General features: G+C 72.8%; 17 protein-coding genes. 9 read left to right on the plus strand and 8 right to left on the minus strand.

The window, feature by feature from the left end; genetic code table 11:
* Positions 1 to 73 precede the first annotated feature (73 nt).
* Genes ACH65_RS01040 through bioC form a run of 3 tightly spaced genes read left to right on the plus strand, consistent with a single transcriptional unit; the run spans position 74 to position 2,516 of the window.
* Positions 74 to 871 (plus strand): sulfurtransferase, encoded by a 798-nt coding sequence (locus ACH65_RS01040; RefSeq protein ID WP_049620690.1) that lies wholly within the window; start codon positions 74 to 76, stop codon positions 869 to 871.
* On the plus strand, positions 868 to 1,641 hold the full coding sequence (gene bioH / locus ACH65_RS01045) for a pimeloyl-ACP methyl ester esterase BioH (protein ID WP_049620691.1): 774 nt from the start codon (positions 868 to 870) through the stop codon (positions 1,639 to 1,641). The genes ACH65_RS01040 and bioH overlap by 4 nt, the downstream gene beginning before the upstream one ends.
* On the plus strand, positions 1,638 to 2,516 hold the full coding sequence (gene bioC, locus ACH65_RS01050) for a malonyl-ACP O-methyltransferase BioC (protein ID WP_049620692.1): 879 nt from the start codon (positions 1,638 to 1,640) through the stop codon (positions 2,514 to 2,516). The genes bioH and bioC overlap by 4 nt, the downstream gene beginning before the upstream one ends.
* Before the next feature lie 378 nt (positions 2,517 to 2,894).
* On the opposite strand, the gene ACH65_RS01055 is transcribed toward bioC, so the two are convergent.
* Positions 2,895 to 3,782 (minus strand): MBL fold metallo-hydrolase, encoded by an 888-nt coding sequence (locus ACH65_RS01055; RefSeq protein ID WP_049620693.1) that lies wholly within the window; start codon positions 3,780 to 3,782, stop codon positions 2,895 to 2,897.
* 81 nt (positions 3,783 to 3,863) lie between these two features.
* Positions 3,864 to 4,754, minus strand: a complete 891-nt coding sequence (locus ACH65_RS01060) for an EamA family transporter (protein ID WP_049620694.1) — start codon at positions 4,752 to 4,754, stop codon at positions 3,864 to 3,866.
* Between the two features lie 181 nt (positions 4,755 to 4,935).
* Between ACH65_RS01060 and ACH65_RS01065 the strand changes: the two genes are divergently transcribed.
* The gene (locus ACH65_RS01065) at positions 4,936 to 5,883 is read left to right on the plus strand and encodes a bile acid:sodium symporter family protein (protein WP_049620695.1); all 948 of its coding nucleotides are present in this window, start codon (positions 4,936 to 4,938) and stop codon (positions 5,881 to 5,883) included.
* Positions 5,884 to 6,016: 133 nt separating this feature from the next.
* Here the strand turns inward: ACH65_RS01065 and ACH65_RS01070 are convergent, their stop codons facing one another.
* From ACH65_RS01070 to ACH65_RS01080, 3 genes are all read right to left on the minus strand, one after another.
* Positions 6,017 to 6,439, minus strand: a complete 423-nt coding sequence (locus tag ACH65_RS01070; RefSeq protein ID WP_049620696.1) for a nuclear transport factor 2 family protein — start codon at positions 6,437 to 6,439, stop codon at positions 6,017 to 6,019.
* Positions 6,440 to 6,615: 176 nt separating this feature from the next.
* A complete protein-coding gene (locus ACH65_RS01075; RefSeq protein WP_049620697.1) occupies positions 6,616 to 7,752 on the minus strand; it encodes an acyltransferase family protein in 1,137 nt (378 codons plus the stop codon).
* 210 nt (positions 7,753 to 7,962) lie between these two features.
* Positions 7,963 to 8,523, minus strand: coding sequence for a DNA-3-methyladenine glycosylase I (locus tag ACH65_RS01080; protein WP_049620698.1), 561 nt, complete (start codon positions 8,521 to 8,523; stop codon positions 7,963 to 7,965).
* 125 nt (positions 8,524 to 8,648) lie between these two features.
* Between ACH65_RS01080 and ACH65_RS01085 the strand changes: the two genes are divergently transcribed.
* Both ACH65_RS01085 and ACH65_RS01090 read left to right on the plus strand, forming a co-directional pair.
* Complete coding sequence (locus ACH65_RS01085) at positions 8,649 to 9,722, plus strand: sterol desaturase family protein (protein ID WP_049620699.1); 1,074 nt, start codon at positions 8,649 to 8,651, stop codon at positions 9,720 to 9,722.
* Between the two features lie 51 nt (positions 9,723 to 9,773).
* Positions 9,774 to 9,986 carry an alkylphosphonate utilization protein gene (locus tag ACH65_RS01090; RefSeq protein ID WP_049620700.1) on the plus strand — a complete coding sequence of 71 codons (213 nt, stop codon included), beginning with the start codon at positions 9,774 to 9,776 and terminating at the stop codon, positions 9,984 to 9,986.
* Positions 9,987 to 10,092: 106 nt separating this feature from the next.
* Here the strand turns inward: ACH65_RS01090 and ACH65_RS01095 are convergent, their stop codons facing one another.
* A complete protein-coding gene (locus tag ACH65_RS01095; RefSeq protein WP_049620701.1) occupies positions 10,093 to 11,076 on the minus strand; it encodes a pyridoxal-phosphate dependent enzyme in 984 nt (327 codons plus the stop codon).
* The gene (locus ACH65_RS01100; RefSeq protein WP_049620702.1) at positions 11,073 to 12,077 is read right to left on the minus strand and encodes an aldose 1-epimerase; all 1,005 of its coding nucleotides are present in this window, start codon (positions 12,075 to 12,077) and stop codon (positions 11,073 to 11,075) included. The genes ACH65_RS01095 and ACH65_RS01100 overlap by 4 nt, the downstream gene beginning before the upstream one ends.
* Positions 12,078 to 12,144: 67 nt before the next feature.
* Between ACH65_RS01100 and pepN the strand changes: the two genes are divergently transcribed.
* A complete protein-coding gene (gene pepN, locus ACH65_RS01105; RefSeq protein ID WP_049620703.1) occupies positions 12,145 to 14,787 on the plus strand; it encodes an aminopeptidase N in 2,643 nt (880 codons plus the stop codon).
* 114 nt (positions 14,788 to 14,901) lie between these two features.
* Here the strand turns inward: pepN and ACH65_RS01110 are convergent, their stop codons facing one another.
* Positions 14,902 to 15,087, minus strand: a complete 186-nt coding sequence (locus tag ACH65_RS01110; RefSeq protein WP_049620704.1) for a hypothetical protein — start codon at positions 15,085 to 15,087, stop codon at positions 14,902 to 14,904.
* Between the two features lie 578 nt (positions 15,088 to 15,665).
* Here ACH65_RS01110 and mnmG point away from each other — a divergent pair.
* Both mnmG and ACH65_RS01120 read left to right on the plus strand, forming a co-directional pair.
* Positions 15,666 to 17,540, plus strand: a complete 1,875-nt coding sequence (mnmG, locus tag ACH65_RS01115) for a tRNA uridine-5-carboxymethylaminomethyl(34) synthesis enzyme MnmG (protein WP_049620705.1) — start codon at positions 15,666 to 15,668, stop codon at positions 17,538 to 17,540.
* 72 nt (positions 17,541 to 17,612) lie between these two features.
* The gene (locus ACH65_RS01120; protein WP_064504786.1) at positions 17,613 to 18,392 is read left to right on the plus strand and encodes an RDD family protein; all 780 of its coding nucleotides are present in this window, start codon (positions 17,613 to 17,615) and stop codon (positions 18,390 to 18,392) included.
* Positions 18,393 to 18,477 lie beyond the last annotated feature (85 nt).

The raw sequence follows: 18,477 nt of genomic DNA on the forward strand, positions 1-18,477 counted from the left end.
CCTCCCCTCGCCGGGCGACGGCGGCCAGTCCGGCGCCGCCCCCATGTCCACGCCACCGTTGCCAAGCCTCCCCATGTCGATCCAGAACCTCGCCGCCTACAAGTTCGTGCAGCTCGACGACCTGCCCGCGCTGCGCGCGCGCATCGCCGAACGCTGCGCGGCGCTGGCGCTCAAGGGCACCATCCTGCTCGCGCCGGAGGGCATCAACCTGTTCCTCGCCGGCCCGCGCGCGGCGACCGGGGCGTTCATGGACTGGCTGCGGCAGGACCCGCGCTTCGCCGGCCTCGCGCCCAAGGTCTCGCTGTCCGACGCGGCACCGTTCGGGCGCATGCGGGTGCGGCTCAAGCGGGAGATCATCACCATGCGCCACGCGACGATCCGCCCCGAGGGCGGCCGCGCGCCGGCGGTGGACGCGGCCACGCTGCGGCGCTGGCTGGACGCGGGCCGCGACGACGCCGGCCGCGAGGTGCTGCTGCTGGACACCCGCAACGACTACGAGACGGACGTGGGCCTGTTCGAGGGCGCGGTGGACTATCGCCTGCGCCGCTTCACCGAGTTCCCCGCCGCCGTGGCCGCCGACCGCGCGCGCTACGTGGGCAAGACGGTGGTGTCCTACTGCACCGGCGGCATCCGCTGCGAGAAGGCGGTGCTGCACATGCAGGCCCTGGGCATCGAGCACGTCTTCCAGCTCGACGGCGGCATCCTCAAGTACCTGGAGGACACCGACGGCGCGCACTGGCGCGGCGACTGCTTCGTGTTCGACGGGCGCGGGGCGGTGGATGCGCGGCTGGCGCCCGCGGCGTCGCCCCCGCCGTCGGCGGAGCCCGCCGCACAGGCCGCCTGCGCCGATGGCGCGGAGACGGCGGCATGAGCCTGTTCATCGACAGGCTCGGCCACGGCCCGCAGCCGTTGGTGCTGATCCACGGCTGGGCCATGCACGGCGGCGTGTTCGCGCCGCTGGTGGAGGCGCTGGCCGCGCGCTGCACGCTGTACGTGGTGGACCTGCCCGGCCACGGCCGCTCGCGCGGCAGCCGCCTGCCGCTGGAGCCGCGCGCCTGCGCCGCGGCCATCGCCGCCGCCACGCCGCCGGCGGTGTGGCTGGGCTGGTCGCTGGGCGGGCTGGTGGCGCTCACCGGTGCCTTGGAGCAGGCCGACAGCGTGCAAGGGCTCGCCATGCTCTGCGCCACGCCGAAGTTCGTGCGCGGCGAGGACTGGCCCTACGGCAACGACGACGCGCTGGTGCGCCAGCTCGCCGCCGACCTCGAGAACGACTACCGCGCCACGCTGGAACGCTTCCTGGCGCTGGAGGCGATGGGCAGCGCCGACCCGCGCGCCGAACTGCGCCGCCTGCGCGAGGACGCCTTCGCCTACGGCGAGCCGGACCCGCGCGTCCTGCAGGAAGGCCTGCGCCTGCTCGAACGCAGCGACCTGCGCGCGCGCCTGCCGGAACTCACCGTGCCCAACGCCTGGCTGGCCGGCCGCCGCGACCGCCTCACCCATCCGGAGGCGATGCGCTGGTCGGCGGCGCGGTCCAGCGGCGATTTCCACGAGATCGCCCACGCCGGCCACGCGCCCTTCATCGGCCACGCCGACGCGCTGGCCGAGGCCCTCGCCCCCCTGCTGGAGCGCGTCGCCGCATGAGCGACTTCCACCTCGACCGCGCCAGCGTGCGTCGCCACTTCGGTCGCGCCGCCGCCAGCTACGAGCAGCACGACGCCCTGCAGCGCGAAGTGCAGCAAACCCTGCTCGGACGTCTGGACTTCTATTTGCATACGCCCGCCGTGGTGCTCGACGTCGGCGCCGGCCCCGGCCGCGGCACCGCGCTGCTGCGCAAGCGCTACCCCAAGGCGCAGGTGATCGCGCTCGACCTCGCGCTGCCGATGCTCAAGGCGGCCGGCCGCCATGCCGGCTGGTTGAAGCCCTTCCAGCGCGTGTGCGCCGAGGCCACCGCGCTGCCGCTGCCCGACCACAGCGTGGACGTGCTGCACTCCAACCTGTGCTTCCAGTGGATCGACGACCTCGCCGCGCTGTTCGGCGAATGCGCGCGCGTGCTCAAGCCCGGCGGCTTCCTGGTGTTCTCCACCTTCGGCCCCGACACGCTGCGCGAGCTGCGCGCGGCCTGGGCGGCGGCCGACCAGCACTCGCACGTGGGCCGCTTCCTCGACATGCACGACGTGGGCGACGCGCTGATCGCCGCCGGCCTGCGCGACCCGGTGCTGGACGTGGACCGCTACACGCTCACCTACAGCGAGCCGCGCGCGCTGCTCAAGGAACTCAAGGGCCTGGGCGCCACCCACGCGGACGGCGCGCGCGAACGCGGCCTCACCGGCAAGTCGCACTACCGACGCATGCTGGCGGCCTACGAGGGCATGCGCGTGGACGGGCGCATCCCGGCTACCTGGGAAGTGGTGACCGCGCATGCCTGGGGCCCGCCGCCGGGGCAGTCGCGGCGCGGCGCGGGCGGGGAGATCGCGAGCTTCCCGCTGGACAGCCTGCGCGGCTCGCGCCGGCGCTGAGGCCCGCTGCCTGCGCCCTCCCCTGCAGGCCTGATCAGCGTCGAATCTCGGCCATGGCCCGTGCCCGGGCAAAGGCTGCCGATGCCGCGACGTGAAGCCCCTCTCCCGCCGGGAGAGACGAGGGTTCGGGCGGAGCGCGGGAGTGATGGCTTGCGCTCCGCCCGAACCCTCATCCGCCTGCCGGCACCTTCTCCCGAGGGGAGAAGGGCTTCGACTTGAGACAGTGAGGCCAACGCAAGGCACCCGCAAAGGCCCGCCGAGATTCGACGCCAAGCCGACCCGGCAAGCCGGGGAGGCGTTATGCGGCACCCGCGGCAAGCGTTTGAACACGGCCCGAAGGCGCGCGCTCCCGCGGCGGCCGGCTTCCCATGCACGCACTCATGCCCCGCTGCCGCCGTAGCGGTTGAGTGGCAGGCGCAGGTAGCGCACGCCATCGCCCTCCACCGGCGGCAGGCGGCCGCCGCGGAGGTTCACCTGCAACGCCGGCAGCAGCAGCTGCGGCACCGGCAGCGTGGCGTCGCGCGCGGTGCGCAGGGCGACGAAGGCGGCCCCGGTGGCGCCCTGCCCCACGTGCACGTTGCCCTGCCGCTGCGCGGCGATGCGGGTCTCAGGCATGGGGCCGCGCGTGGCGGGCGGGTAGTCGTGGCAGAGGAACAGGCGCGTGTCCTCCGGCAGGGCGAGGATCTTCTGGATCGAGGCATACAGCTGCGCGGCGTCGCCGCCGGGGAAATCGCAGCGCGCCGTGCCGGTGTCGGGCGCCAGCAGGGTGTCGCCCACGAAGGCCGCGTCGCCGATCAGGTAGGTGAGGCCCTCGTCGGTGTGGCCGGGCGTGGCCATCGCGCGGATGGCCATCGCGCCGACGTGCAGCACGTCGCCGTCCGCGAGCAGCCGGTCGAACTGGCGCCCGTCCGGCACGAACTCCTCGCCCAGGCCGAACAGCGCCTTGCCGCGCGCCTGCGTGCGGGTGATGCCCGCGCCGATGGCCAGCCGCGCGCCCAGGGCCTCGCGCAGGTGGTCGCCCGCGCTGAAGTGGTCGGCATGCACGTGCGTCTCCAGCACCCAGGCCACGGTGAGGCGGTGCTCGCGCACGTAGGCCAGCACCGCGTCCACCGCGGCGGTGCCCACCCGCGCGGCGGCCGGCTCGTAGTCCAGCACGGGGTCGATCACCACCGCGGCGCGGCCTTCGTGCACCACGTAGGTGAAGGTATGGGTATCGGCGTGGAAGAACGCCTGGACCTCGTGATGTGGACGGCGGGACGGGGACATGGCCTGGCGCGATAACCCGGGTGTTCCCGATTAGGCCCGCCCGCCCCCGAAGTCAAGCCGGCCGGACGGGACAGACCGCGCTCAATCGGCCAGCGGCGCGGCCGCCGCCAAATCCGCCGGCGGCTTGCGCGCGCCAAGCACGGCGCCGATCGAGGCCGCGATGATCGCGGCGATCGCCAGCCACTGGAGCAGGCTCAGCCGCTCGTCGAGGAACAGCAGACCCAGCACCGCGCCGAGCGCGGGCTCGATGCTCAGCAGGATGCCCACGGTGCGCGCCGGCAGCCGCGTCAGCGCGATCATCTCCAGCGAATAGGGCAGCGCGGAACTCAACACCGCCACGCCGAGCGCGAACGGCAGCGCGGCCGGCGCGAACAGCGCGGCGCCGGCATGCGCCACGCCCACCGGCACCGCCACCAGCGCGCCGATGGCCGAGCCCAGCGCCACCGCATCGCCGCCGAACGCGGCGCCGGCGCGGCGGCCGAGCAGGATGTAGGCGGCCCAGCCCACCGCGGCGCCCATCGCATACAGCACGCCGACGGGATCGAGCGCCTGGGCGTGCCCGCGCCACGGCAGCAGCAGGGCCAGCCCGGCCATCACCAGTGCCACCCACAGCACATCCAGCGCGCGACGCGAGCCGAACAGCGCAATCGCCAGCGGCCCGACGAATTCCAGCGCCACCGCGATGCCGAGCGGGATGGTGCGCAGCGCCATGTAGAAGGAAAGGTTCATCAGCCCGAGGGTGAGGCCGTAGCCCCACAGCGCGCCCCAGCCCTGCCGCCCCGCGAGGCGCCGCCACGGCCGCCGCAGCAGCCACAGGATCAGGGCGCCCAGCCCCAGGCGCATCGCGGTGGCGCCCTGCGCGCCCACCAGCGGGAACAGCTGCTTGGCCAGCGCGGCGCCGCACTGGAACGAGAGCATGCCCAGCAGCAGCGTGCCGACCGGCAGCAGGGACGAGGCGGCGCGCTGGGACATGGACGGGGCGACCATTGCGGGCAGGGCGGGCCATCATGCCTGCTAGCCCCGGCAAAACCCAGCGCGCGGCGCCCCCTGCGCGGCCGCTGTTGGCATCCGCCGGCAACAAGTGCCGCACGGCTCGCAGAAGACCGGGACAGGCCTCTAGACTCGACCGCTTCGCGCCTGGATTCGCTTGCCGATGCACCGACTCGCCGCCTTCTCCCGCTTCGTCGGCAACACCTTCATGCTGTGGGTGCTGCTGGCCGCGCTGGCGGGCTACCTCGCCCCCGCCGCGTTCACGCCGCTCACGCCATGGATCGGGCCGCTGCTCGGCGTGGTGATGTTCGGCATGGGCCTCACCCTCACCGCGGCCGATTTCGTCGAGCTGCGCCGCCGCCCGTGGGACGTGGCGCTGGGCACGCTCGGCCATTTCGTGATCATGCCGGGGCTGGCCTGGTTGCTGGTCAAGCTGTTCACCCTGCCGACCGAGCTGGCGGTGGGCGTGCTGATCGTGGGCTGCTGCCCCAGCGGCACCGCCTCCAACGTGATGACCTACCTCGCCCACGGCGACGTGGCGCTGTCGGTGGCGATCGCCTCGGTCAGCACCCTGCTGGCGCCGGTGTTCACGCCGTTCCTGCTGTGGCTGCTCGGGCACAGCTGGGTGCAGGTGGGGGCCGGCGGGCTGGTGCTGTCCATCCTCGGCATCGTGATCGTGCCGGTGGTGCTGGGCGCGCTGTGCCGGCGCCTGCTGCGCGCGCGGGTCGAGGCCTGCCTGGACGCGCTGCCGCTGGTGTCGGTGGCGACCATCGTGGTGCTGGTGGCCGCGGTGGTGGCGGCCAGCCACGCACGCCTGGCCAGCGCCGGCTTCACCATCCTCGGCGTGGTGATGCTGCACAACCTGCTCGGCCTCGCGCTCGGCTACGGCTTCGGCCGCCTGTGCGGCATGCCGGTGGCCAAGCGCAAGTCGCTGGCGCTGGAAGTGGGCATGCAGAACTCCGGCCTCGGCGCCGCGCTGGCGGTGGCGCACTTCAGCCCGCTGGCGGCGGTGCCCAGCGCGATCTTCTCGGTGTGGCACAACGTGAGCGGGCCGCTCGCGGCCACGCTGTTCCGGCGCCTGGGCCGGTCCGAGCCGCCGGCCTCGCCCTGAGAGGCGCGGGCAGCTCCCCAGGGGACTGCCACCGAGCGCACTTTGCGAGGCACGGCTCCGGCCGGCCACGCCGCCGAACGGATCATTGCCGATGCGCCAGCCTGCGGCCCGGGTGATGCGGCCCGCCGGCGCGTCAGGTCGCGGGCGGGAACCACACGGTCTGGATCTTGCCCTGGCGCACCTCGTAGACGGCGACCGCCGCCGGCTTGTCCGGCGCGTCCAGCCGGCGCTCCTGGTCGATCACCAGCGGGCCGTTGACGATGCGCTTGACGATGTCCACCCCGAAGCCCTTTGGCTTGGTGGCGAGGAAGGCGAAGGTCTGCTTGAGGGCGGGAATGCCCTTGACCACCGGGCGCTTGCCGGTGAGGTCGACGAGGCTCGCATCGTCGGCGTAGCACGCCGCGAACGCCTCGATGTCGTGGGCGTTGTAGGCGGCCACCTGGGCCGCCACCACCTGCTCCGGCGTGGCGCCCGCGCCGCCGCAGGCCGCCATGGCCTGCCAGGGCAAGGCCGCCAGGGCGAAGGCACAGCCGATGCCACGGAACGTCGTCGTCATGCGGATCTCCGGTCGGCGCATCGAAGGGCTCCAACCTAGCGCTATGCGACTGGCCGGCAAAGATGACTTCCGCCACGGATGCCCGCGTCGCGGCACCTTCGACAACCGCCACAGGGAACGCGGCCGATCACGGCCGCCTGCCGGCACACCGCCGGGCGATGCCGGCGGCGCGGCGCTCAGCCCGCCGGCTCGGCGGCGGCGCCGGACCGCGCGGCACGCCCGGCCTCCAGCCGCTCGCGCCAGCACAGGAAGGGCCGCTCCACGCCGTAGTGGAGCAGCGCGCCGCCGAGCAGCACCGCCGCCGCATAGACCGCGAAGGCGAGCACGCCCCTGCCCTCCAGCCACGGCCCCAGCGCGCCATGCACCAGGTGCATCACGCCCTTGTGGCAGAGGTAGAGGCTGTAGGACACCGCCGCGATCCAGCCCGCGCCCGGCACGCGCACCCGGCCCAGCCAGGCCGTGCGCCCCGCGCCCGCCAGCACCAGCAGGGCCAGACCCGCCGCCAGCAGCGGGTAGCCCACCACGGTGGGCAGGAAATCCAGCCGGTTGCGGAACAGCCACAGCGCCACGGCGGTCACGCCCAGGCCCAGCAGGGAAAGCGGGTTGGCATGCGCCTGCCAGCGCGCCCACCACGCGGACCGGTACGCCTTCGCCGCCGCCAGCGCCACGCCGGCCAACAGGCCGTCCAGGCGTGTCCAGGTGGGGTAGTAGATGTCCTCGACGAAGCGCACGCCATAGCCCACGCCGTCCACCTCGCGCAGCGGCGCCATGGCATGCAGCCACACGTAGCCGCGCACCGCCATGCCCGCCGCCACCGCCAGCGAACACATGGCGAGGAAGCGCGCCAGCGACGGCCGCCGCGTCAGCCACCAGGCCAGCCACGGGAACAGCAGGTAGAAGTGCTCCTCCACGCACAGCGACCAGGCATGCGAGAAGGCCGGGTTGTGGCGGTAGTCGATCAGGAGGTTGAGGGTGAAGCTCAGGAACTGCCACGGCGCCTCCAGGCCCGGCGCCTCGCGGAACGCGGGCCACACGTACAGCGCCAGCACCGCCCAGAACGCCGGCAGCACGCGGAAGGCGCGGCGCAGGTAGAACTCGCCCAAGCCCAGCGGCTCGCCGCGGGCGAGCCGGCCCAGCACCTGCGAACCGATCAGGTAGCCGCTGAGCACGAAGAACAGATCGACCCCGATCCAGCCGTTGCCCTGCAACCACGCGAAGCGCTCGCCCAGGCCGCCGACCACGAAGGCATGGAACAACATCACCCAGACGATGGCGATCGCGCGCAGCAGGTCGAGGCCGGGGAGTCGGCGCATGGGAATCCTTCCAGGGAGGTCGCCGCATCACCCTGACGCGGCGGCGGCCCACTATAGCGAGCACGGAATGATCCGTGCCCTTGGCTATCGGCCCGCTTCCCGGCAAGGGGCGCCGCCGCAGCGGTTCAGGCCGGTTTCATCGACCTGACGCGCACCCGCACGGCAATCACCGTGGCGGCGTGATGCGCATCACGCTCGCGTGTCCGCCGCCTAGACCTGGCGATGCCGGAAGCAGCCGGTGAGGTGGTCGTTGACCATCCCGGTGGCCTGCATGAAGGCGTAGCAGATGGTGCTGCCGACGAAGCGGAAGCCGCGCTTCTTCAGCTCCCGGCTCATGCGGTCGGACAGCGGCGTGGTGGCGGGCACCTCGCTGCGGTCCTTCCAGCGGTGGCGAACCGGCACGCCGTCGACGAAGGACCACAGGTAGGCATCCAGGCTGCCGTGGGTGCCGATCACGGCCTGCACGACGCGGGCGTTGTCGCGCATGGCGCCCATCTTCAGGCGGTTGCGGATCAGGCCGGGGTCGGCGAGCAGCCCTTCCAGCTCGGCGTCGTCCATCGCCGCCACGCGGGCGATGTCGAAGTCGTGGAAGGCCTCGCGGTAGCGCGCGCGCTTGGCCAGCACGGTGCGCCAGGAGAGCCCCGCCTGGGCGCCCTCCAGGCACAGGAACTCGAACAGCGCCCGGTCCTCGTGCAGCGGCACGCCCCACTCGGTGTCGTGGTAGTCGCGCATCAGCGCGTCGCCGTTGGCGGCCCAGAAGCAGCGCTGCATGGGGCATCTCGTGGTCGGGGCCGAGCACTGTAGCGCAGCCCGGCGGGCGGGGCTGAAATTGCCATGAAAGGCAGCCCGGCGCAGACTGCCCGCTTCGCCGCAACCGCGACCCGCGCTATCTCCCCATGCAGTGGTGGTCCGACCTGGTCGACCTGCTCAGCCGGCACGCGGTGCTGCCGCTGCTGGTGTGGCTGCACCTCGACAAGCTGGCGGGCGACCCGCGCGAGATCGCCGAGTCGGTGATGATCGCGATGCTGCAGATCGCCATCATCGCCGGCATCTTCCGGCCGCTGGAGAGCCTGGTGCCGGCCGAGCGCTGGAGCGACCGCAGGCTCACCCGCGTGGACATGCAGTACACGCTGATGATGCTGCTCGGCATCTTCCCGCTGTTCTCCTACCTGGTGCTCACGCCGATCAGCCACTACTTCGGCGGCGCGGACACGGGGCCCGACGACAGCGCCAGCCAGTCCCCGCTGGGCATCGTGCACTGGTTCCCGGTGCTCGGGCACCACCCGCTGGCGCTGTTCCTCGTCTACTACGTCATCTACGACCTGGTGTACTACTGGATGCACCGCGTGCAGCACGCGCTGCCCTGGTGGTGGGCGCTGCACTCCATGCACCACAGCCAGCGCCAGATGAGCTGCTGGACCAACGACCGCGGCAGCCTGGTGGACGGCTTCATCCAGTCGATGGTGCTGGCGGTGGTGGGCCTGGCGATCGGCGTGGCGCCCACCGAGTTCGCCTGGCTGATGCTGCTGGGCGAACTGGTGCAGAACTTCTCGCACGCCAACGTGCGCATCGGCTTCGGCCGGCTGTTCGGACGGCTGTTCGTGGACCCGAAGTTCCACCGCCTGCACCACATGGTGGTGGACCCGGCGCGGCCGGGCCTGCACAACTGCAACTTCGGCCAGGTGTTCTCGATCTGGGACGTGGTCTTCGGCACCGCGCTGTACGGCGAGCCGGTGCGCCCCACCGGCGTGGGCGACCCGGTGGTGGACGCGGACAACCGGCACGGCCTGGTCGGCCTGCACTGGGCCGCGTTCAGGCGCTTCTGGGGCGCGGTGCGGCGGCCGGCGGGGTGGAAGTTCGGCGAGGTGTCCTTCGGCGAGGGCTACCGGCCGGTGCCGGTGGAGCACGGCCCGCCGCCGCCCGCCGCGGCCGCGACGGCTGCGCGACAGGAAGCCGCGACGGCCGAATGAGCCGCGGCGGTTATCATCGCCACCCCTTCACGCAAAGCACGCAGGCCCGCCATGACGGTCAAGGACAGCAACGGCAACGCCCTCGCCGACGGCGACTCGGTGCAGGTGATCAAGGACCTCAAGGTCAAGGGCTCCTCGCAGACGCTCAAGCGCGGCAGCGTGTTCAAGTCCATCCGCGTGGACGAGGACAACCCGGAGGAGATCGAGTGCCGCGACGGCCGCTCCACGCTGGTGCTGAAGACCTGCTTCGTCAAGAAGGTCTGACGCGGAGCCGCAACGCCGCCCCAGCCTGCGCCGTGTAGGAGCGCGCCTTGCGCGCGACCGCCCACGCAGCGGGAAGGCCGGTGACACGGCGCATCCGGGCGCCCGGCTACCAGGGCAGCGCGTCCAGGTCCACGTTGCCGCCGGTGAGCACCAGCCCCACGCGCTGTCCGGCGAAGCGCCCGCGCGCCTTCAGCACCGCCGCCAGCACGGTGGCGCTGGAGACTTCCACCACCAGCTTCAGCTCCCGCCACAGCAGGCGCATCGCCGCGATGCACTCCGCGTCGGTGACGGTGGTGATGGCGATGCCGTGCGCGCGCAGCGCCGCGAAGTTGGGCACGCCGAGCGTGCCGCGCAGGCCGTCGCACAAGGTATCCGGCACGAAGTCGGTGACGCGCTCGCCGCGCGCCAGCGAGCGCGCCGCCTCGTCCGCGCCCGCGGGCTCCGCGCCGTGCACCGCCAGCGCCGGCTGCACGCCGTGGCCGGCGATGGCCACGCCCGCGATCAGCCCGCCGCCGCCCACCGGCGCCACCACCGCCTCCAGCGGCCCGGCCTGCGCCAGCAGTTCCAGCGCCAGCGTGCCCTGCCCGGCGATCACCCGCGCGTCGGCATAGGGGTGCACCAGCACCGCGCCGGTGGCGGCCTGGACCTCGGCCGCCTTGGCCTCGCGTGCGGCGGTGGTCGGCGCGCAGCGGTGCAGGATCGCCCCGGCGCGCTCGATCGCGTCGAGCTTGGCCTGCACCGCGCCCTCGGGCACCACCACGTGGGCGGCGATGCCGCGCGTGGCCGCGGCCAGCGCCAGCGCGTTGCCGTGGTTGCCGGAGGAGTGCGTGACCACGCCGCGCGCCGCCTCCGCCGCCGACAGCGACCACACCGCGTTGCAGGCGCCGCGGAACTTGAAGGCGCCGCCGCGTTGCAGGTTCTCGCACTTGAAATGGAGTGCCGCCCCGGCCAGCGCATCCAGCGCCGCGCTGCGCAGCACCGGCGTCACCACGGCGTAGGGGGCGATGCGCGCGGCGGCGTCGCGGACGTCCTCGAGGCCGGGTAGCGCCGCGCCGCCCAGGTCCGTCGCGCGTGTCTTCGCCTCGTTCATGGCGTGAGGATCTCCACGCCGCAGCGGAAGCGCCGCTCGGCGCCGGGTTCGAGCCGGATCGCGTCCGCGCAGTCGGGCCGGTTGAAGGCGTCGCTCCAGCTCTCCATCGGTTCCAGCGCCACCGAGCGGCGCACGTCGCGGCTTACCGTGTCGGCGGTGAAGGCCAGCATCACGCCGCGCTCCTGCCACACCGCGATGGCGAGGCCGGAGGCCGGGTCGCGCAGCCGCGTGCGGGCGCGCCCGTCCGCGTCGCGGGCGAGGCCGGCATAGCCGTGGTTGAGTTCGAGCGCGCCGATGGCGTGCGCACGGCGGAAGTCCAGCGCGCCGGCCTCGTCCATCGGCGCGTGCGCGGCGGTGCCGGGCAGCGGGATGAACTCCGCGTCGGTGCGCACCAGCGTGGCGGCGGGGATGGCCAGCTCCCACGTCTCGATCGGCGTGTCGCCCAGGCGGAAGTACGGATGCCAGCCGAAGAAGCACGGCGCGGCGGTGTCGCCCACGTTGCGCAGCGTGGCTTCCAGCGCGAGGCCCGCGGCGTCCAGCACGTAGCGCAGGTCGAGATCCAGCGCGAACGGGTAGCCGGGGTGCGCCTCCGGGCGGATCGCCCCGGTGGCGAAGCGCGCCCAGGCCGACGCCGCGTCGGCGCCCAGCTCGTCCAGCGCGAAATCCACCCCGCGCACGAAGCCGTGCCGCGCCGCGCGCTCGGCGCCGGCGACCCCGGGGGCGAGGTCGTACCCGTGGTCGTCGAAGGCGTAGCGCGCGTCGGCGATGCGGTTGGCGAACGGCGCCATCACCGCGAAGCGCGAGCTCGGCCGCGCCTCCAGTTCGGCGACGTCGCGGTAGCCGTCGGCGAGATCCACCCGCCGCCCCGCGTGCGTCGCCTCGATGCCGAGCACGGTGGCGCCGCGCCGCGCGATGCGCACGCGGCGGCCGCGCACGGCGTCTTCCAGCACCGCCAGCTCGTGCGGGCCCAGCAGGGTCCGCGAGGCGCCGAAACTGCCCATGGGTCTTGTCCTGGCGAAGAAACGACGCATGTTAGCCTGATCGCTCCCTTCCTTCCCCACGCCTCCCATGTCCGCACGCAACGATCAGGCCGCTACCCCGATCCGCCTCGGCGACTACACCCCGCCCGCCTGGCGGGTGGCCGTCGCGGCGCTGACGTTCGACCTCGGCATCGACGAGACCGAGGTGCACGCGCGCCTCGAACTTGCGCGCGACCCGGCGCAGCACGCGCCGCTGCGGCTCGACGGCGAGGGCCTGGAACTGCTCGCCATCGCGCTCGACGGCCGCCCGCTCGACGCCCGCGAATACCGCTACGCCGACAACCTGCTCGAAGTGCCCGGCGCCCGCCACGGCAGCGTGCTGGAAACCCGCGTGCGGCTGAACCCGGCCGCCAACACCGCGCTGGAAGGGCTGTACCTGTCCGGCTCGCGCGAGGCCGGCTTCCTGCTCACGCAGTGCGAGGCCGAGGGCTTTCGCCACATCACCTTCTTCCCCGACCGGCCCGACGTGCTGGCGGCCTTCACCGTGACGCTGCGCGCCGACCGCGCGCGCTTCCCGGTGCTGCTGGCCGGCGGCAACCCCGACGGCGTCGGCGCGCTGCCGGACGGGCGCCACTGGGCGCGCTTCGTGGACCCGCACCCCAAGCCCAGCTACCTGTTCGCCCTGGTCGCCGGCCATCTGGAAAAGCTCGAGCGCGACTACCTCACCGCCGACGGCCGCACGGTGAAGCTGGTGATGTGGTCCGAGGCCAACGTGATCGACAGCTGCCACTACGCGCTCGACGCGCTGGAGCGCTCGATGCGCTGGGACGAGGAGGCCTACGGGCGCAACTACGACCTGGACGTGTTCCACGTCGTCGCCACCCACGACTTCAACATGGGGGCGATGGAGAACAAGGGCCTCAACATCTTCAACGCCAAGTTCCTGCTGGCCGACCCCGACACCACCACCGACGAGGAATACCGCGCGGTGGAGGCGGTGGTGGCACACGAGTACTTCCACAACTGGAGCGGCAACCGCGTCACCTGCCGCGACTGGTTCCAGCTCTCGCTCAAGGAAGGCTTTACCGTGTTCCGCGAGCAGAGTTTCTCGGCCGACATGAACTCCGCGCCGCTCAAGCGCATCGAGGACGTGGCCCTGCTGCGCCGCGCGCAGTTCCCCGAGGACGCCGGCCCGCTGGCGCACCCGGTGCGCCCGGCCGAGTACCGCGAGATCAACAACTTCTACACCGCCACGGTATACGAGAAGGGCGCCGAGCTGGTGCGCATGCTGGCCGGCAGGCTGGGCCGCGAGGGCTTCCGCCGCGGCACCGACCTCTACTTCGCGCGCAACGACGGCCGCGCCGCCACCATCGAGGATTTCCTCGCCGCGCTCGGCGAGGCCAACGGCACCGACCTCTCGCCCTACCTCGCCTGGTACGGCCAGGCCGGCACGCCGCACCTGAAGGCCCGCGGCCACTACGACGCCGCGCAGCGCCGCTACACGCTCAGCCTCGCCCAGCACACGCCGGCCACGCCCGGGCAGGCGCACAAGCGATCGCTGCCGATTCCGGTGAAGCTCGCGCTGTTCGACCGCAGCGGGCGCATGCTGCCGCTCAAGATGGACGTCCAGACGTCCGGACACGAGGCCGTGCTGGTGCTCGACCGCGCCGAGCGCTCGTTCGTCTTCCACGACCTCGGCGCCGAGCCGGTGCCCTCGCTGCTGCGCGGCTTCTCCGCCCCGGTGGTGCTCGAATGCGACTACGCGCCCCAGGACCTCGCCCTGCTGCTGCGCCACGACCCCGACGGCTTCAACCGCTGGGAGGCCGGCCAGCAGCTCGCGCTGCGCGCCTATGCCGACCTGCGCGACCGCGGCCACGGCGAGGCGGCGACCGCCTGGTGCGACAGCCTGGCGGCGCTGTTCGGCGACGCCGGCCTCGACCCGGCCCTGCTCGCCGACCTGCTCACCCCGCCGGGCGAGATCGAGCTGGCCGAGCGCGAGCACGAGGTGGACCCCGCGCGCATCCACGCGCTGCGCCAGGCCCTGCAACGCCAGCTGGCCGAGCGCCTGGGCGGCGAGGCGCTGGCGCAACGCTATCGCGCACTGGCCGCCGCGCCCTTCGGCCTCGATGCCGCGGCGCAGGCGCAGCGGCGCCTCAAGCGCCGGGTGCTGGAGCTGCTCGCCCTGCTCGACCCCGCCGCCGCCCAGCCGCTGGCCGCCGCGCAGTACCGCGACGCCATCGGCATGACCGACCGCCTCGCCGCCCTCGCCGTGCTGGTGAAGAGCGAGGCGCCGCAGGCCGCCGCTGCGCTGGCCGACTACCGCACCCGCTACGCCGGCCATCCGCTGGCGCTGGACAAGTGGTTCACCGTGCAGGCGCAGCTGCCCGGCGCAGGCGCGCTGGCCCGCGTGCGGGCGCTGCTGGACGACCCGGCCTTCACGCTCAAGAACCCCAACCGCGCCCGCGCCCTGCTCGGCAGCTACGCCAGCGGCAACCCCAGCGGCTTCCACCGCGCCGACGGCGCCGGCTACCGCCTGCTGGCCGAGCAGCTGCGCCGGCTCGACGCGCTCAACCCGCAGATCGCCGCCCGCCTGGCCACCGCCTTCAACGGCTGGCAGCGGCTGGAACCGGTGCGGCGCCAGGCCGCGCGCGAGGCGCTGAGCGGCCTGGCCGACGGCGCGCCGCTGTCGCGCAACCTGGCCGAGATCGTCGGCAACGTGCTGAAGGGCTGAGGCACCGCGCGCCCCACCTGCCGCCTTGCAGGCCGGCGGTGCCCGCAGAAACGAAAGAAGCAAGGCGCGGCGCCGATGGCCCGGCGAGGCGAACCCGGCGTGCGCGCCGCCGCCTCAGCGCGGCAGGTGCGCCAGCGCCTCGCACAGGTGGCGCAGGCGCGATTCCAGCTGCGGCTGCATGCTGCGCCGTTCCCGCTCGCCACGCCCGGCGAGCCGCTCCATCGCCAGCTCGACCCGGCCGATCTCGATCAGGAGGTCGTGGCGGGGATACTCGGGCGAAAAATCCAGGCTGGAGTCCATGGCCGTTCCCTCCCGGCAGAACGCACGAAAATGTCGAGCAACCGGCATGCCAAAGCGTGATGCCACGCACGCACGCCTTGTGCGGCTGCGCCAGGAACTGACACACAGCGTCAGCGTGTGCCGCTCACCGGCAAAAAAGCCCATTTCAGTCACTATTTGTTCACGCATACGCGGCGAAGATCGCATCAACTTCCACGCAAGCGCGAAGTAACGAATTGCCGGTTTCTGGCGCCCGGCAGCACGGTCATCCTGGATTCCCCCTGTTCCTGAGACCGCCGGGCGCCAGATCTAAAAAAAGCGAAACCCCGCATGGCCATGCGGGGTTTCGCTTTATGCGGTCCTGAAAAAAGTGACGGCGCCCGGAGTGGAACCCCGGGCGCCGTCATGCTCCCTTTCTCGGCGCGCAACCGAACCCCTGTCAATCCGGTCTCGGCGCGCGGCATGTCGCGCCACCTTTGCCCGCGAAAGTGCAGGGATGGGGAAGCGAGAACCATGCCAGATCGCCGCGCAATGCCCGTACGGGCCCCGCCGGCGCTACCATAAACCCTTCCGTTCCATGCACTTGTTGCGAGACGACGATGCTCCATCCCGCGCGCTATGACGTGATCGTGGTCGGCGGCGGCCACGCCGGTACCGAGGCCGCGCTGGCGGCCGCGCGCACCGGCGCGCGCACGCTGCTGCTCAGCCACAACCTCGACACCATCGGCCAGATGAGCTGCAACCCGGCCATCGGCGGCATCGGCAAGGGCCACCTGGTGAAGGAGATCGACGCGCTGGGCGGCGCGATGGCGCACGCGGCGGACCTCGCCGGCATCCAGTGGCGCACGCTCAACGCCTCCAAGGGCCCGGCCGTGCGCGCCACCCGCTGCCAGGCCGACCGCGCGCTGTACAAGGCGGCGATCCGGCGCATCGTGGACACGCAGCCGAACCTGGAGCTGTTCCAGCAGGCGGTGGACGACCTGATCCTGGAGCACGGCCGCGCCGTGGGCGTGGTGACGCAGATGGGCCTCGCCTTCCGCGCCCGCGCAGTGGTGCTCACCGCCGGCACCTTCCTCGCCGGCAAGATCCACATCGGCCCCGCGCAGTATGCGGGCGGCCGCGCGGGCGACCCGCCGGCCAGCACGCTGGCACAAAAGCTGCGCGAACTGCCGGTGGCCGCCGACCGCCTGAAGACCGGCACGCCGCCGCGCATCGACCTGCGCAGCATCGACTTCAGCGAACTCGAAGAGCAGCCCGGCGACGATCCGGCGCCGGTGTTCTCCTACCTCGGCTCGCGCGAGGAACACCCGCGCCAGGTCAGCTGCTGGATCACCCACACCTCCGAGCGCACCCACGCGGCGATCCGCGGCGCGCTGGACCGCTCGCCGCTCTACACCGGCCAGATCGAGGGCGTGGGCCCGCGCTACTGCCCCTCGATCGAGGACAAGGTGGTGCGCTTCGCCGACAAGGCCTCGCACCAGATCTTCATCGAGCCGGAGGGGCTGGACAGCTTCGAGGTCTACCCCAACGGCATCTCCACCTCGCTGCCGTTCGACGTGCAGCTGGAGCTGGTGCGTTCGATCAAGGGCTTCGAGCGCGCGCACATCACGCGCCCCGGCTACGCCATCGAGTACGACTACTTCGACCCGCGCGGCCTGCACCCGTGGCTGGAGACCAAGGCCATCCCCGGCCTCTACTTCGCCGGCCAGATCAACGGCACCACCGGCTACGAGGAGGCCGGCGCGCAGGGGCTGGTCGCCGGCCTCAACGCCGCGCTCGCCGTGCAGGACAAGGCACCGTGGTACCCGCGCCGCGACGAGGCCTATGTCGGCGTGCTGATCGACGACCTCACCAGCAATGGCACCATCGAGCCCTACCGCATGTTCACCTCGCGCGCCGAATACCGGCTGCACCTGCGCGAGGACAACGCCGACCTGCGCCTCACCGAGCAGGGCCACGCGCTCGGCGTGGTGCCGCCGGCGCGCTACGACGCGCTGCGCGTCAAGCGCGAGGCGGTGGAGCGCGAGACGCAGCGCCTGGGCGCGCTGTGGGCGGCGCCGGCCAACGCGCTGGGCGCGGCGGTGGAGCGCGCGCTCGACCTGCGCGTGAGCCGCGAGACCTGCGCGCTCGACCTGCTGCGCCGGCCCGAGCTGGACTACGCGAGGCTCGTCGGCGTCGACGGCATCGGCCCCGGCGTGGCGCGCGAGGACGTCGCCGCCCAGGTCGAGGTGCAGGCGAAGTACGCCGGCTACCTCGAACGCCAGCGCGAGGAGATCGCGCGCCAACGCCGCCACGAGCACACCGGCATTCCCGACGGCTTCGACTACGACAAGGTGCGCGGCCTCTCCGCCGAGGTGCTGCTCAAGCTCAAGCGCGTGCAGCCGGCCACCATCGGCCAGGCCGCGCGCATCAGCGGGGTGACACCGGCGGCGATCTCGCTGCTGCTGGTGCACCTGAAGCGGCGCGTGGCCTGAGCGCCCGTTCGCTTCGCCGCGATGGCGCGTGGCATCATGCAGGCCAACCCATCCCCCCGGAGCCTTCATTCGATGGAAGTCTGGATCGGCCGCGACGGCGAGCGCCACGGCCCTTACAAGGAAGAAGACGTACGCGCCTGGCTGCGCAGCGGCGAAGTGAGCGGCGAAGACCTCGGCTGGCGCGAGGGCCTGGCCGACTGGCAGCCGCTGTCGGTGCTGTTCCCCGATGCGGTGGCGGGCGCGCCACCGCCGTTCGCGCCGCCGCCGTCGCCGGGTTCGGCGCCCGCGTGGCCGCAGCATGAGGACAACGCCGCGCTCACCGACTACGCCGGTTTCTGGCAGCGCTTCGGCGCCTGGCTGATCGACTACGTCATCCTGCTGGTGCCCTCCTCCATCGTGGGCTACGCGATGGGCATCATGCCGGTGATGGAGCGCCTGGTGAGCCAGATGCAGGCCGGCGGCTCGATGGCGAACATGACGGCGGAAGTCTCTTCGCTGCGCCTGATCTCCGCCGTGGTGATGCTGATCGGCTATGCCTACTACGTCTTCTTCGAGTGCTCGAAGTGGCAGGCCACGCCGGGCAAGCTGGCGCTCAACCTGCGCGTCACCGACCTCGACGGCAAGCGGATCACGCCCGGCCGCAGCCTGGCGCGCAACGCGGTGCGGCTGACCAACATCATCACCGGCCTGATCCCCTTCGTCTGCTACATCGCCGTGGCCTGGACCCGCCGCAAGCAGGGCCTGCACGACCTGCTCGCCAGCACGCTGGTGCTGAACGGCCGCGCCGACCGCGTGCAGGCACCGCGGCCGGCGCCGTCCGATCGCGGCGGCCACGGCTCCTTCGACGCCTGACCTCTGCGCCGCGGCCGGCCCACGCCGGCCGCGGCCCCTTCGCGCGACGCACCCGACACCGCGGCGCCCCGTGCGCGCCGCCGGC

This window comes from Frateuria defendens (genome assembly GCF_001182895.1).
GTDB lineage: Bacteria > Pseudomonadota > Gammaproteobacteria > Xanthomonadales > Rhodanobacteraceae > Frateuria_B > Frateuria_B defendens.